Consider the following 12,824-nt stretch of genomic DNA (forward strand, 5'->3'; position numbering starts at 1 on the left):
TCAGTTGGCGGCCGCGTCCAGCCGGTGGCGGCCGTGCGGGTCGGCCTCCGGGCTGTCGTCGGGGGCGGTCAGGCCGCGGTGGCGGCCGTGGGTGTCCTCCGGGGTGGCCTCGTCGGCGCCGTGGTCGCTGGTGTCGGTGAGGTTTTCGGACATCTCTCGTCTTCTCCGTGCGTGGGTGCAGGTCTGTGGTGCCGCACGGCACCGCCCGCCGTGACCGGTCCGGGCACAGGGCTGCCGAAACGATCAGCCCCGTTGGTCCGTCACCCTACTGGCGGACCACGACAACAACCTATCCAGCTGTCGGTGTGTCACACCTGCCGATCGACAGAGGGCCCCAACGGCCGCCCGGTCCGCAGGAAGCCGGCCAGCAGCTCGTGCAGCACCGCCGAACCCTCCTCGGCGAGCACCTCGTGCCCGGCGCCGGCCGCCTCCAGGTAGTGGAAGTCGCTCCCCTCCCGTCGCCCGAGCCGCAGCAACTCCTGCCGCAGCGCCCGCGACTGACCGACCGGGACGGCGTCGTCGCGGTCGCCGTGCACGACCAGCAGCGGCCCGGTGAGCCGGCCCGCCAGCCGCAGCAGATCGCGCGGACCGAACTCGTCCTCGATCGGCTCGGCGCCGCCCAGGCGGCTGATCAGCGCCCGGACCGGCGCGGTCGCCTCGGCCAGCAGCCGGGCGCCGGACAGGAACGGGGCCACCACCGCGCAGCGTGCCACCCGGTCGGCGGGCGCCAGCGCGGCGGCCAGCAGGGCGAGGAAGGCGCCGTAGCTGACCCCGAAGAGCGCGGGCGGTTCGAGTCCGAGCGCGGCCCGCTGCCCGGCCAGGCCCTCCAGCAGACCGAGCACGTCGGCCAGGTCGGGACCGCCCCAGGCGCCGCGGATCGCCATCGCGTGCGCGGTGCCGTAGCCGGTGCTGCCGCGCTGGTTGGGCGCGAGCACGGCCAGGCCCTCGGCGGCCATCCGCTGCAGCGCCGGGTCGAACTCCAGCCGCCAGGCGTCGGCCGGGCCGCCGTGCAGCGCGAGCACCAGCTGGGGGCTGCTCAGCCAGGCCTCGCCGCCGTAGACCACGGCCTCGATCGGACCGGCGGGGCCGGCCAGCTCCAGGCAGTGCGCGCGCTGCCAGCGGCTGCCGTCGGGCGGCGCGGCACTGCCGTCCAGCCGCCAGCCCGCCGCCGGCACCCCGGCTCCGCCGGGCGCCCCCGGCACTGCGCTGCCCCGGGGTGCCCCTGGCACTGCGCCGCCCCTGACCGCTGCCGGCACTGTGCTAGCCCTGATCGCCCTTGGCAATACCGGCCCGGGCGGCGCCGCCGGGTTGGGCACCATCCGCGCCCCGGTCAGCGGTGCCAGCGGCAGCGGCAGCGGCCCGCCCGCAGCCGCCACCCCGGCGCCGCCGAGCAACTGGTCCACCATCAGCGTGGCCAGCCCCGCCGGACGGTCCGGCGCGGAGTACGGCATCCGCAGCCCGGCCGCCGACCAGTGGCCGACCGCCCCGAGCCGGCCCGGCGGCACCGCCAGCGGCTCCAGCCGTCCGGTCGAGGGCCGCCACAGCGCCAACGCCGAGCCGGCGCCGTGGTCGATCTGCACCGCCACCCGGACCTCCTCGGCCGCTCCGGCGGCGGGCTCGAGCGCCACCGGGCGCAGGAAGAGCCCGGGCACGTGCAGGCAGTCGGGGAACCGGACGGGCTCCGCGCTGCCCAGCACGCCCCAGCCGAGCCGGTCCTCGCCGGGGGCGTTACTGCGCAGCAGCAGGAAACGGGTGTCGGGGTCGAAGAGCACCAGACGGTCGTTGCTGCCCGCGGCGATCTCCAGCAGCGGGGTGACGGTGCCGAGCCGCAGGTCCAGCACCACGCTCTTGACCACGCCGGACTGCAGCCGGTCCAGTACGAGCAGCCGGCCGGTGCGGTCCAGCCACACCCCGCCGCCGTGCAGACCGGGGAACTCGGCGACCGGGCGCGGCGGGCGGCCGTCGGCGTAGACCAGCCAGGCGCGGGTGGCGGGCGTGCTGTCGGTGCCCAGGGCCACGGCGACCGGGCCGTCCGGGGCGCCGTGGACCGGCACCGGCAGCAGCCGCAGGCCCGGCATCCGCAGGGTCGCCAACGGCTGCTCCCGCTCGGCTCCGAGCAGCACCAGGTCGTGCCGTTCGCCCTCGTGCCGGACGGCCAGCACCCGGCCGTCCGGCAGCGCGACCAGCTGCGTGCGCAGGTTCTCGGAGCGCCGGTCGGCGAGCGGGAGCGGGGTGGGCCGCGCCGCCGCGCCCTCGGTCAGCCGCCAGCTCTCGGCGTACCAGCCACCGTCCGGTCCGGCCGCCAGGCAGGCGGCGTGCGAGCCGTCGGCCGCGAAGCCGAAGCTCAGCCGCCGCAGCGCGGGGGCGACCACCCGCAGCGCGGTGCTCATGCGCCGGCCACCGGGTCGACCCAGAGCCGGGGCCCGCCGTGCAGCAGCCGCAGCAGGAAGGCGAGCCCGCCGGCCGTCGTGGTGCCGTACCCCGCCGCACAGTCCGTGCCGCCTTCCTCCGGCAGCACCAGCAGCCCGTCCCGCAGCACCGCCCGGGCGGCCAGCAGGTCCGCCAACTCCTCGGCGCCGCGCCGGAACCGGGCCTCGCCGGTGGCTTCCGCGAGGTCCAGCAGGTACTCCCCGTCGCCGGCCGGGCCGTGGCAGCCGCCGGGGCCGCCGGGCCGGTGCCGGTCCAGCACCGCCTGCCCGGCCGCCACCGCCAACTCGCCGTGCGCCGGTTCGCCGGTGGTGCGCCAGAGCCGGACCAGGAAGCCGCCCACCCCCGAGGAGGCGCCGCACCAGTGCGCGCCGGGCACCGAGTCCGGGTCGTCCGCGCTGCGCGGCCACCAGGCGCCCGCGCCGTGCCGCCGTACGGTCGCGGCAAGGGTGGCGGCGGCCTGCCGGGCACCGGCCAGGGCCTCGGCGTCGCCGGTGGCCCGGTGGACGGCGAGCAGGAAGGCGCCGATGCCGGCCACACCGTGCCGGTAGTCGAGGTGGGTGCGGCCGGCCAGGCCGGAGTCGAAGGTCTCGGGCACCGGCCAGACCGTGCCGTACGGACCCTGCTCGGCCGCCGCCAGCAGGGGCCGGGCCACCCGCAGCGCGGCTTCGGGCTCGCCGAGCCGCAGACGTAGGAAGCCGGCGCCGGCCGCACCGTGGCAGACGTCCGGGCTGGGCCAGCGCGGCGGGATCGGCCGCGCCAGGCGACGGGCCCGAGCGGCCAGCGCCTCGTCCCCGAGCGCCTCGGCGGCGTCCAGCAGTGCCCAGGCCACCCCGGAGCGGCCGCAGTGCAGGCCGGGCGGCACCACCGGCTCGGACGCGCACCTGCGCTCGACCCAGGAAGCTGCCTGACGGACCGTCAACTCCAGCTCGGGCAGCGTCCCCAGGGCTCGGGCGAGGACCGCGAGCGGCCCTGCCGCGCCGTGCTGCCCGGTGCACGGGTCGGTGTGCTGCCCGCCCGGCGCGGCCGGCCAGAGCCGGTCGGGGCGTCGGGGTGTGGCGGTGACGGCCAGATGGCGCAGCCCGTCCTGCAGCACCCGCGCGAGCGGCTGTGGCCGCACCCCGCCGGCCGTCGGCTGGTCGGACGCCTCGGACGCCTCGGACGCCTCGGACTCATCGGGTTCCTCGGATCCCGAGGGGTCTGCTGCGGTCAGCGCCGCCCGCACCCGCTCCAGCGGCCACCGCTGCCCGGCGGCCGCCGCCCGCAGCCCCAGCACCAGGGGCGCCAGTCGCGCCGCCGTCCCGCCTTCCCGCGCCGCCAGGGCCAGCCAGCGGCCCAGGCGTTCGGGCAGCGGACGGGCCAGCGGCAGGCCCTCGGGCAGCACCGGATCGTGCCCCGTGGCCAGTAGGAAGAAGAGCCCGCCCAGCGCGAACAGGTCCGCCGCCGGATCGGCCGCCGGGCAGGCGTTCGACTGCTCCGGCGCCCGATACCCGTCGGCGCCCGCCGGACCCGCCACCACCCCCGTGGCGCAGGCGAGTTCGAGATCCGCCAGGCGCAGCGAGCCGTCCGGCAGGACCAGCACCTTGCTCGGCGAGAGGTCCCGCAGGACCAGTCCGGCGGCGTGCACGGCACCGAGCAGCTCGACCAGCGCCAGCGCCATCGGCCGCGCCGCCTCCCAGGGCACGTCCGGCGCGCCGTCCCGGCTCAGTCGGGCCGCCACCCAACTGTCCAGTGTCTGGCCCGGGATGTGCTCCTGCACCAGCAGCAGCGAGTCCCCCTGGGTGATCAGCGCCAGCGGCCGGGCGGTGAGCCCGAGCGGCGCCAACTCGGCGAGCAGCCGCGCCTCGTGGTGCAGCGCGGGGTGCGGGTCGGCGCCCGCCCGGTCCATCTCGAACTGCGTCGTGGCCTGCTTGACCAGCACGGTCCGGCCGTCGGTGGTGTCCGTGCCGAGGAAGACCCCGCCGTCGGCCGAGTGCCGCACCGCCGCCGTCAGCGCGTACCGCCCGCCGAGCAGCACCTCGCCGCCACGGGCTGAGCCTGCCCCGGCCGACCCCCTCCCTTCCACGGGGTCGACCACCCACGGCGGGCACTGGTAGTGCACCCGGCTGCCCGGCGCGAACGCCCGCTCGGCGAGCAGCGCCGGTCCGGGCAGGCCCTCGGTGGCCCGGTGCAGCTCGGGCAGCAGCCGCCGGAACTGGGCCTCGTCCAGTGGCTCGACGGTGATGAACTTCCCTGCCGAACCTCGTTCGCCGTCCCCGGAGTTGATCTCGTGCAGGCGGGCCCGGTCGGCGGCGAACCGGAAGCCGCACGGATCCTCGGCAAGCACCTCCGCCACCGACGCGAGCACCTCGGCGGCGACCGTGTCGGCCGCGCTGACATGGATCCTCCAGCCCGGTGCGGGCGGCGCGGGGGAGTCACCCGGCGGGCGGACGGTGCACCAGAAGCCGTCGAAGGCGGCCGTCCAGTCGCCCCGGACGCCCCCCGCCGCCGGCTCGGCGCCGGTGAGGCCGGCCCGTGCCACCTCCACCAGCGTGTCGTCCGCCGGAGCCCCGGTCCGCCACGTGTCCTGCCGTGGCGGTGCGCCCGTCCGCATTCGCTCCACTCTCCTCCTGGTGCTGCGCGCAGCACCGTGGATGGGCAACTCTCCCTCGTGACAGCGAAGTTACTTTCGGTGCGCGAACCACTCAACGCCCGCCGGGTCGCTTCACTCATAAGGGTGATCCGGATTCGTTTCGCCCACCGACCCCTGGTGCGCTCTGGCATGTCCGCCCAGAGCGCCTGCGCACGCGGGTTGACCCGGACCGGCCCCGGCACCCGTACGGCCCGTCCGTACCGCTGCGCGCGGTAGTCTCAACGGGTGCCGAAACTGTCCGAGGTCATCAACGCGCTCGACGAGCTCTACCCACCCCAGTGGGCGGAGTCCTGGGATGCCGTCGGCCTGGTCTGCGGCGATCCGGACGACCAGGTCCGCCGAGTGCTGTTCGCCGTCGACCCCGTCCAGGCGGTGGTCGAGGAAGCCGTGGCCTGGGGCGCCGACCTGGTGGTCACCCACCACCCGCTCTATCTGCGCGGCACCACCAGCGTGGCCGCCACCTCCTTCAAGGGCCGGGTGGTGCACACCCTGATCCGGGCCGGCATCGCCCTGCACGTCGCGCACACCAACGCCGACCACGCCGACCCGGGCGTGTCCGACGCGCTCGCCGAGGCGATCGGTCTGAAGACCACCGGCCCGCTGGTGGCCGACCCGACCGACCCGGCCGGCCGCCGCGGCAGCGGACGGATCGGCGAGCTGCCCGAACCGCTGCCGCTGGCCGCCTTCGCCGCCCAGGTGGCGGCCGGGCTGCCGGCGACCGCCACCGGCGTGCGGGTGGCCGGCGACCAGGACCGGACGATCCGTCGGGTCGCGGTCTGCGGCGGGTCGGGGGACAGCTTCCTCGCCGAGGCCCGGGCAGCCGGTGTGGACGCCTATGTCACCGCCGACCTGCGCCACCACCCGGCCTCCGAGGCCGCCGAGGCCGCCTCGGACCTCGCACTGGTGGACGCGGCGCACTGGGCCACCGAGTGGCCCTGGCTGAACCTCGCCGCCCGCGACCTCGGCGCCGCCGCCACCCGGCACGGCTGGCAGCTGGAGACCCGGGTCTCCACCCTGGTCACCGACCCGTGGACGGCCCACGCACCGATGCCGTACGTCGCGCAGTAGGCGCACCCCAAACAATCCGCTCGACCCCGTCACCTCAGGAGCCCTTCGCGTGAACTCCGCGCCCGCCGACCAGATCCGCCTCCTCGACCTGCAGGCCATCGACTCCAAGCTCGACCAGCTGGCCCACCGGCGCCGCACCCTGCCCGAGCACGCGGAGATCGACAAGGCCACCGCCGACCACACCGCCCTCAAGGACCTGGTGGTCGCCGCCGAGGCGCAGCAGGGCGACACCGCCCGTGAGCTGACCAAGGCCGAGCAGGACGTCGAGCAGGTCCGCTCCCGGGCCGCCCGCAACCAGCAGCGGATGGACTCCGGCGCGGTCACCTCCGCCAAGGACCTGGAGAACCTGCAGCACGAGGTCGGCTCGCTGGCCAAGCGCCAGGGCGACCTGGAGGACGTGGTGCTGGAGGTGATGGAGCGTCTGGAGTCGGCGCAGACCCGGGTCACCGAGCTGACCGCCCGGCTCGAGCACGCCGACGTGGTGCTCAAGGAGGCCACCGAGCGCCGGGCGGCCGCCTTCGGCGAGATCGACGCCGAGTCCGCCAAGGTGGCCCGCGACCGCGAGGCCGTGGCCGCGGTGATCCCCGCCGACCTGCTGAAGCTCTACACCCGGCTGCGCGAGCAGCAGGGCGGCGTCGGTGCGGCCCGGCTCTTCCAGCGCCGCTGCGAGGGCTGCCGGGTGGAGTTCGCCGTCTCCGACCTGAACGCGATCAAGGCCGAGCCCAAGGACGCCGTGCTGCGCTGCGAGAACTGCGGCCGGATCCTGGTCCGCACCGCCGAGTCGGGCATCTGACCCGATGGCGGCGCGCAGGTTCATCGTCGAGGCCGACGGCGGGTCCCGGGGCAACCCGGGCCCGGCCGGCTACGGCGCGGTGGTCCGCGACGGCGACACCGGGCAGATCATCGCCGAGGCCGCCGAGTACATCGGCCGGGCCACCAACAACGTGGCCGAGTACAAGGGCCTGATCGCCGGCCTGCGCGCCGCCCACGAGATCGACCCGGCCGCAGTCGTGGACGTCCGGATGGACTCCAAGCTGGTGGTCGAGCAGATGTCCGGGCGCTGGAAGATCAAGCACCCCGACATGCAGCCGCTGGCCGCCGAGGCCCGCACCGTCTTCCCGCCCGCACAGGTCGGCTACTCCTGGATCCCGCGCGAGCGCAACAAGGACGCCGACCGGCTGGCCAACGAGGCGATGGACGCGGGCAAGGCCGGCAAGCAGTGGGAGCCCGGGACCCGGCCCGCCGCGCCGGTGGCCGCCGTCGCCCCGGTGCTGGACGAGCCACTGCCCGAGCCCGCCGCGCCCAAGGCCGGCTGGGGTACGGCCGAACTCGGCACCGCCACCACCCTGGTGCTGCTGCGCCACGGCGAGACCGCGCTCACCCCGCAGAAGCGGTTCTCCGGCAGCACCGGCAGCGACCCCGAGCTCTCCGAGAAGGGCCGCTGGCAGGCCGAGCGGGCCGCCGAGGCGCTGGCCGCGCGCGGCACCGTGCAGGCCGTGGTCTGCTCGCCGATGCTGCGCACCCGGCAGACCGCCGAGGCCGTGGCGCTGCGCCTGGGCCTGGAGCTGCGGGTCGAGGAGGGGCTGCGCGAGCTGGACTTCGGCGCCTGGGAGGGCCTGACCTTCGCCGAGGTGCAGGAGCGCCACCCGGACGACCTCAACGCCTGGCTCGCCTCCAGCAAGGCCAAGCCGACCGGCAGCAGCGAGAGCTTCGCCTCGCTCGCCCAGCGGGTCGGGGTGGCCCGGGACAAGGTGCTGGCCCGCTACGCCGGCAAGACCGTCCTGGTGGTCTCGCACGTCAGCCCGATCAAGACGCTGGTCCGGCTGGCGCTGGGTGCGCCGCCCGACTCGGTCTACCGGATGGAGCTGTCCGCCGCCTCGATCTGCGCCGTCCAGTACTACAGCGACGGCAACGCCTCGCTGCGGCTGCTCAACGACACCAGCCACCTGCGCTGACGCGTCGTCAGCGCGGGCCGGCCAGTGGATCCCCGCGCAGTGGATCCCGCTCAGCGGATCCCGGCTCAGTGGATCTCGGTGACCACCACGTCCAGCTGCCAGGGCTTGCGTGCCGTGCCCTGGGCGGCGACCTCCACCGTGTAGCCCAACCCGCCGAGCACGTCCAGCAGTTCGCCGGGCGTGCTCGGCTCGGCGCCGGAGTTGAGCAGGTCGCGGACCAGCCGTCCCTTGGTGGCCTTGTTGAAGTGGCTGACCACCGACCGCTTGCCGTCCTTCTCCTGCAGCACCCGCACCGTCGCGGTGCGCCCGATCAGCTCGCCGGCCGGCTTCCACGAGGCCGCGTAGGCCGAGCTGCGCAGGTCGAGCACCAGCCCGTCCGCCTCGGCCGGCAGCACCTCGGCCGTCTCCCGCCGCCAGTACGCCCCGAGCGCGCCCAGCGGCGGCAGCTTCACGCCGCCCGAGCAGCGGTAGGCGGGGATCCGGTCGGACAGCCGCACCGCGCCCCAGAGCCCGGAGAAGACCAGCACCGAGCGCTCGGCCCGGGCGTACGCCGCCTGGTCCAGCTTGGCCAGGCCGAGCGCGTCGTACAGCACCCCGGTGTACAGCTCCCCGGCCGGTAGCGTGCCCGCCGTACGCAGTCCGGCGTTGCGGGAGATCTCCCCGCGCAGCCCCTTGCTCAGCCCGAGCACCTCCGCCGCCGTGTCCTCGTCCCCCCGGCACAGCTCCACCAGCGCGTCCAGCACCCGCCCCCGCGCCGCAGTCAGCCCCGGCAGCGAGAGCGCGCCCAGCTCCACCGGCGCCCCCTCGGGCGCGTCGGCCTTGCCCTCGGACGGCGGCAGCAGCACCAGGAACGGCATGCGGGGCTCCCTTCAACAGCTTAAACAATGTGTGTAATCTACCCGGCCGCCCGTCCGCCTCCCTACCATGGGCGGCAAGGGGGTAGGTCGATGTTCCACAGAGAACAGGTCGAGATCAACGCCGGACCCGAAGCGGTCTGGGCGGTACTCGCCGACGTCCAGGGCTGGCGCAAGTGGACGGCCTCGATCGAGCTGATCCGGCGCCGCGAGCAGGGCAAGCCCTTCGGGCTGGGGTCCGAGGCCTGGGTGAAGCAGCCACGGCTGCCCGGCGCGGTGTGGCGGGTGACCTCCTTCGAACCCGAGAGCTCCTTCGTCTGGGAGAGCCGCGCGCCGGGCGTGCACACGATCGCCGCCCACCACCTGCACGCCGGCCCGCAGGGCACCAAGGTGACCCTGGAACTGCGCCAGGGCGGACCGCTGGCTCCCTTCACCGGGCTGCTGCTCGGCCGGCTGACCCGCCGTTACCTGGCCATGGAGGCGGCCGGACTGAAGACCTTCTGCGAGGGCGTGGCCGCCACCTGACCGGCACTGTCCTCCCCTAGGCTGCGGTCATGCCCCGCCGCCTGCTGCGCGTCCGAGCCGCCGACCCCACCCGGATCAACGCCGAGCTGGACGAACTGCGCACCCGCCTGCAGATCGCTGCCGACTGGCCGGCCGCCGTGCTCGCCGAGGCCGAGCAGGCCGCGGCCAACCCCCGGCTGCCCGAGTACGACGCCACCGAGTTGCCGCTGTTCACCCTCGACCCGCCCGGCTCGCTCGACCTGGACCAGGCCATGCACCTGGCCCGGCGCCCCGGCGGCGGCTACCGGGTGCACTACGCGATCGCCGACGTCGCCGCCTTCGTCCGCCCCGGCGGCGCGATCGACACCGAGGCCCGCAGGCGGGTGCAGACCCTCTACTTCCCCGACCAGCGGATCCCGCTGCACCCCGCGGTGCTCTCCGAGGGCGCCGCCAGCCTGCTGCCCGGCCAACTGCGTCCGGCGCTGCTCTGGCAGATCGACCTCGACCCGGACGGCGCGGCGGTGCTTGCCGACGTACGCCGGGCCCAGGTCCGCTCCCGCCGCCGGCTGGACTACGCGGGCGTCCAGCAGGCGGTGGACGGCGGCCGCCCGGACGACCAGCTGACCCTGCTCGCCGAGATCGGCCTGGCCCGGGAACTGCAGGAGCAGGCCCGCGGCGGGATCAGCCTGCCGGTCCCCGAGCAGGAGATCGAGGCCACCAGCCACGGCTACCGCCCCACCTACCGGGCCCCGCGCCCCGCCGACGGCTGGAACGCCCAGATCTCGCTGCTCACCGGCATGGCCGCCGCCGAGCTGATGCTGGACGCCGGCGTCGGGCTGCTGCGCACCCTGCCTGCCGCGCCCGAGTCCGCGTACGCCCGGCTGCGCCGCTGCGCGCACGCGCTGTACGTCCCCTGGCCGGCCGAACTGCCGTACGGCGCGCTGATCCGCTCGCTCAACCCGCACCTGCCGCACCACGCCGCCTTCCTCAACGAGTGCACCGGCCTGCTGCGCGGCGCCGGCTACCACGCCTTCGACGCCGGCCGCGAGTTGCCGCCGCCCACCGACCCGGGCCACGCCGCCCTCGCCGCGCCGTACGCGCACTGCACCGCCCCGCTGCGCCGGCTCGCCGACCGCTACGCGCAGGAGATCTGCGTCGCGGTGGCGGCGGGGGAGGAGATCCCGGACTGGGTGTGCGCGGGGCTGGACTCGGTGCCCGCGCTGATGGCCACCGGCGACCGGCGGGCGCACGAGGTGGAGCGGGCCTGCGTGGAACTGGTGGAGGCCGAGCTGCTGCGCGGGCGGGAGGGCGAGGACTTCGACGCCATAGTGATCGACACCGACGAGAAGCGGCCGGCCCGCGGCACCGTGCAACTCGCCGAACCCGCGGTACGGGCCCGCTGCGAGGCCGCCGAGGGCCACCGACTGCCGCTGGGCGAGCGGATCCGGGTGCGGCTGACCCTGGCGGACCCGGTCACCCGTACCGTGCGATTCGCCCCGGCCTGACCGGCTAGGATGACCGCACGGCGGAAGAGTCGGCCGGGCGGTCGCGACGGGTCCTCACGGGCCCGCCGAGGAACGTCCGGGCTCCACAGAGCAGGGTGGTGGGTAACGCCCACCCGGGGTGACCCGCGGGACAGTGCCACAGAAAACAGACCGCCTACCTCGGTAGGTAAGGGTGAAACGGTGGTGTAAGAGACCACCAGCGACCGAGGTGACTCGGCTGGCTAGGTAAACCCCACTCGGAGCAAGGTCAAGATCGGGACCCTCGGGTCCCGTGCGCGGGTGTTCGAGGGCTGCTCGCCCGAGCTCGCGGGTAGACCGCACGAGGCTGTCGGCAACGGCAGCCCTAGATGGATGACCGCCTCCCCGGGCCGCGCAAGCACCCCGGGAGACAGAACCCGGCGTACAGGCCGGCTCCATCCGCCGTACCAGGGGCTTTGCCCCCGGAAGGGCCTCTGACCTGCGTCGGAGGCCCTTTCCGATCTTTCAAGGGCTTGCCGTGTTACGCGGCGAAAAGTCCCTCGAAAGTCCCTCGGACAGCGCCGAAAGTCCCTGAAAAGTCCCACGGATTGATCTTGGTCTATGTCCTCGGGCCGGCCTGCAGCCATCACCGGAGTCGGTCGCTTGAGAGACGAAGGGCCGGGGCAGCTTGAGGCTGCCCCGGCTGCGAGAACGGCTTGCGCGGTCGAGGCCGAGCGGGGAGTCTCGCGCCGCCGCCTATAGGAATGCCGGGCAGGCCACGGCGCCCCCGCCGGGATGCTGCCTGTATGGCCCAGAAGGTTCGTCCTGCCGGGCAGGGCGTTTTTATAGCCGAAGTGACGCTGACCCCCGTACCGTGAGGACCAGGAAAAGGGGAGAGGTGAAGCGATGACCATCGAGTCGCCGGAGCGGCTTGACCTCCACCGGACGGGTCAGGAGGCGAAGGCGCTGACCCTGGTGGCAGCGGAGGAGGCCGTCCGCTTCGCCGAGAACGTAGTGGTGCGCCTCTGGGACGCCCTATCGGATGCCGACCGTGAGCGCGCCCGCCCGGTTCGCGACGCCGTCAAGGTGATCCTTATCGTTCACGTCTCCCAGGATCCGGAGCACGAGCATTGGGTGCAAGAGAGCGTGCGCGGGCTGCTGGAGCCGCGGATCTCGCACCAGGCTGACCGGTGGTGGGAGCAGGTCCTGGACGGCACCGTTCTCGCGCACGCCAAGATCGAGGCTTCCGTCGAGGGCGAGACCGCTGCCGAGGCCGCGAAGCGTCGCATCCTGGAGAGCACCGAGAAGGCTCGAGCCGGTGGTGTCAGTGCGACTGCGGTTCTGCGGGAGATGCGGAGCCGAGACCGTCAGCTGGGCAAGCGGTACGCTCCGGTCAAGGACACCAAGGCCAGCCGGGAGCGTCAAGAGGAGTTCCGCAAGGCGGTCGGTCTGTGACTGAGCGCCCTTTTCTACTGGACGCATCCGCCGTGCTCGCCTGGGCGTACGACGAGGTCGGGGGTAAGGACATTGGTGATCTTCTCTCCCGGTCGGTGATCACCGATGTGAACCTGGCCGAGGTGATCAGTACTGCCATGCGTCTGGAAATCGGCAATCCTCAACAACTGGCGGAGGATCTGGTGGCCGCCGGCCTGGAGGTAATCCCGGCGCAGTTCGCGCCGCTCCGGCTGGCGGAGTTGGTGAGACTGCCCAGGATCCAGTTCGCCGGTGACAACAGCGAGCCTCAGAAGGCGGAACTTTCGCTCGGCGACGCCATCTGTATCGCCACGGGTGAACAGCTCGGTGAGGTGGTCGTCATCACCGGCGAACGTGGCTGGAAGGAGTTTCATGACCGCGGGGATGTGCGGGTCGTCATCCAGCTCTTCCGCTGATCACCCACCACAGTTGCCCCGGGATGCCCGAC

At 74.5% G+C, this 12,824-nt stretch carries 11 protein-coding genes and 1 other RNA gene; 8 read left to right on the forward strand and 4 right to left on the reverse strand.

Translation table 11 applies throughout. The features are described from left to right. The 3 genes from BR98_RS39735 to lanL form a co-directional block, all read right to left on the reverse strand. On the reverse strand, window positions 1-153 hold the full coding sequence (locus BR98_RS39735; RefSeq protein WP_157537984.1) for a hypothetical protein: 153 nt from the start codon (window positions 151-153) through the stop codon (window positions 1-3). Between the two features lie 155 nt (window positions 154-308). Next, window positions 309-2,390: an alpha/beta hydrolase family protein gene (locus BR98_RS36740; RefSeq protein ID WP_051970425.1), complete on the reverse strand. Its 2,082-nt coding sequence runs from the start codon at window positions 2,388-2,390 to the stop codon at window positions 309-311. Further along, window positions 2,387-5,020: a class IV lanthionine synthetase LanL gene (gene lanL / locus BR98_RS30155; protein WP_035849687.1), complete on the reverse strand. Its 2,634-nt coding sequence runs from the start codon at window positions 5,018-5,020 to the stop codon at window positions 2,387-2,389. The genes BR98_RS36740 and lanL overlap by 4 nt, the downstream gene beginning before the upstream one ends. A 264-nt stretch (window positions 5,021-5,284) precedes the next feature. On the opposite strand from lanL, the gene BR98_RS30160 reads away from it, so the two are divergent. From BR98_RS30160 to BR98_RS30170, 3 genes are read left to right on the forward strand one after another with little or no spacing between them, the layout of a single operon-like run. Beyond that, entirely contained in the window at window positions 5,285-6,127 is an 843-nt protein-coding gene (locus BR98_RS30160; protein ID WP_035849689.1) for a Nif3-like dinuclear metal center hexameric protein, read from the forward strand. 49 nt (window positions 6,128-6,176) lie between these two features. After that, window positions 6,177-6,920 (forward strand): zinc ribbon domain-containing protein, encoded by a 744-nt coding sequence (locus BR98_RS30165; RefSeq protein WP_035849691.1) that lies wholly within the window; start codon window positions 6,177-6,179, stop codon window positions 6,918-6,920. 4 nt (window positions 6,921-6,924) lie between these two features. Further along, window positions 6,925-8,082, forward strand: a complete 1,158-nt coding sequence (locus tag BR98_RS30170) for a bifunctional RNase H/acid phosphatase (protein WP_035849693.1) — start codon at window positions 6,925-6,927, stop codon at window positions 8,080-8,082. Between the two features lie 65 nt (window positions 8,083-8,147). On the opposite strand, the gene yaaA is transcribed toward BR98_RS30170, so the two are convergent. Continuing rightward, window positions 8,148-8,939, reverse strand: coding sequence for a peroxide stress protein YaaA (gene yaaA / locus BR98_RS30175; RefSeq protein ID WP_035849695.1), 792 nt, complete (start codon window positions 8,937-8,939; stop codon window positions 8,148-8,150). Window positions 8,940-9,029: 90 nt separating this feature from the next. On the opposite strand from yaaA, the gene BR98_RS30180 reads away from it, so the two are divergent. The 5 genes from BR98_RS30180 to BR98_RS40575 all read left to right on the forward strand — a co-directional run bounded on the left by BR98_RS30180 (window position 9,030) and on the right by BR98_RS40575 (window position 12,792). Beyond that, on the forward strand, window positions 9,030-9,461 hold the full coding sequence (locus BR98_RS30180; protein WP_035849697.1) for an SRPBCC family protein: 432 nt from the start codon (window positions 9,030-9,032) through the stop codon (window positions 9,459-9,461). 29 nt (window positions 9,462-9,490) lie between these two features. Continuing rightward, on the forward strand, window positions 9,491-10,945 hold the full coding sequence (locus BR98_RS30185; protein WP_035849699.1) for an RNB domain-containing ribonuclease: 1,455 nt from the start codon (window positions 9,491-9,493) through the stop codon (window positions 10,943-10,945). Between the two features lie 25 nt (window positions 10,946-10,970). Continuing rightward, an RNA gene (gene rnpB, locus BR98_RS36965) (RNase P RNA component class A) lies at window positions 10,971-11,364 on the forward strand. Window positions 11,365-11,809: 445 nt separating this feature from the next. Further along, the gene (locus BR98_RS40570) at window positions 11,810-12,358 is read left to right on the forward strand and encodes a hypothetical protein (protein WP_035849701.1); all 549 of its coding nucleotides are present in this window, start codon (window positions 11,810-11,812) and stop codon (window positions 12,356-12,358) included. Beyond that, window positions 12,355-12,792 carry a PIN domain-containing protein gene (locus BR98_RS40575; RefSeq protein WP_035849703.1) on the forward strand — a complete coding sequence of 146 codons (438 nt, stop codon included), beginning with the start codon at window positions 12,355-12,357 and terminating at the stop codon, window positions 12,790-12,792. The genes BR98_RS40570 and BR98_RS40575 overlap by 4 nt, the downstream gene beginning before the upstream one ends. Window positions 12,793-12,824: the final 32 nt, after the last annotated feature.

The sequence above is a fragment of the Kitasatospora azatica KCTC 9699 genome (assembly GCF_000744785.1).
Classification (GTDB): Bacteria; Actinomycetota; Actinomycetes; order Streptomycetales; family Streptomycetaceae; genus Kitasatospora; species Kitasatospora azatica.

Coding starts and splice junctions, on each gene's coding strand:
- BR98_RS39735 (WP_157537984.1), bottom strand. CDS start 153: ATGTCCGAAAACCTCACCGACACCAGCGACCACGGCGCCGACGAGGCC.
- BR98_RS36740 (WP_051970425.1), bottom strand. CDS start 2,390: ATGAGCACCGCGCTGCGGGTGGTCGCCCCCGCGCTGCGGCGGCTGAGC.
- lanL (WP_035849687.1), bottom strand. CDS start 5,020: ATGCGGACGGGCGCACCGCCACGGCAGGACACGTGGCGGACCGGGGCT.
- BR98_RS30170 (WP_035849693.1), top strand. CDS start 6,925: ATGGCGGCGCGCAGGTTCATCGTCGAGGCCGACGGCGGGTCCCGGGGC.
- yaaA (WP_035849695.1), bottom strand. CDS start 8,939: ATGCCGTTCCTGGTGCTGCTGCCGCCGTCCGAGGGCAAGGCCGACGCG.
- BR98_RS30180 (WP_035849697.1), top strand. CDS start 9,030: ATGTTCCACAGAGAACAGGTCGAGATCAACGCCGGACCCGAAGCGGTC.
- BR98_RS30185 (WP_035849699.1), top strand. CDS start 9,491: ATGCCCCGCCGCCTGCTGCGCGTCCGAGCCGCCGACCCCACCCGGATC.
- BR98_RS40570 (WP_035849701.1), top strand. CDS start 11,810: ATGACCATCGAGTCGCCGGAGCGGCTTGACCTCCACCGGACGGGTCAG.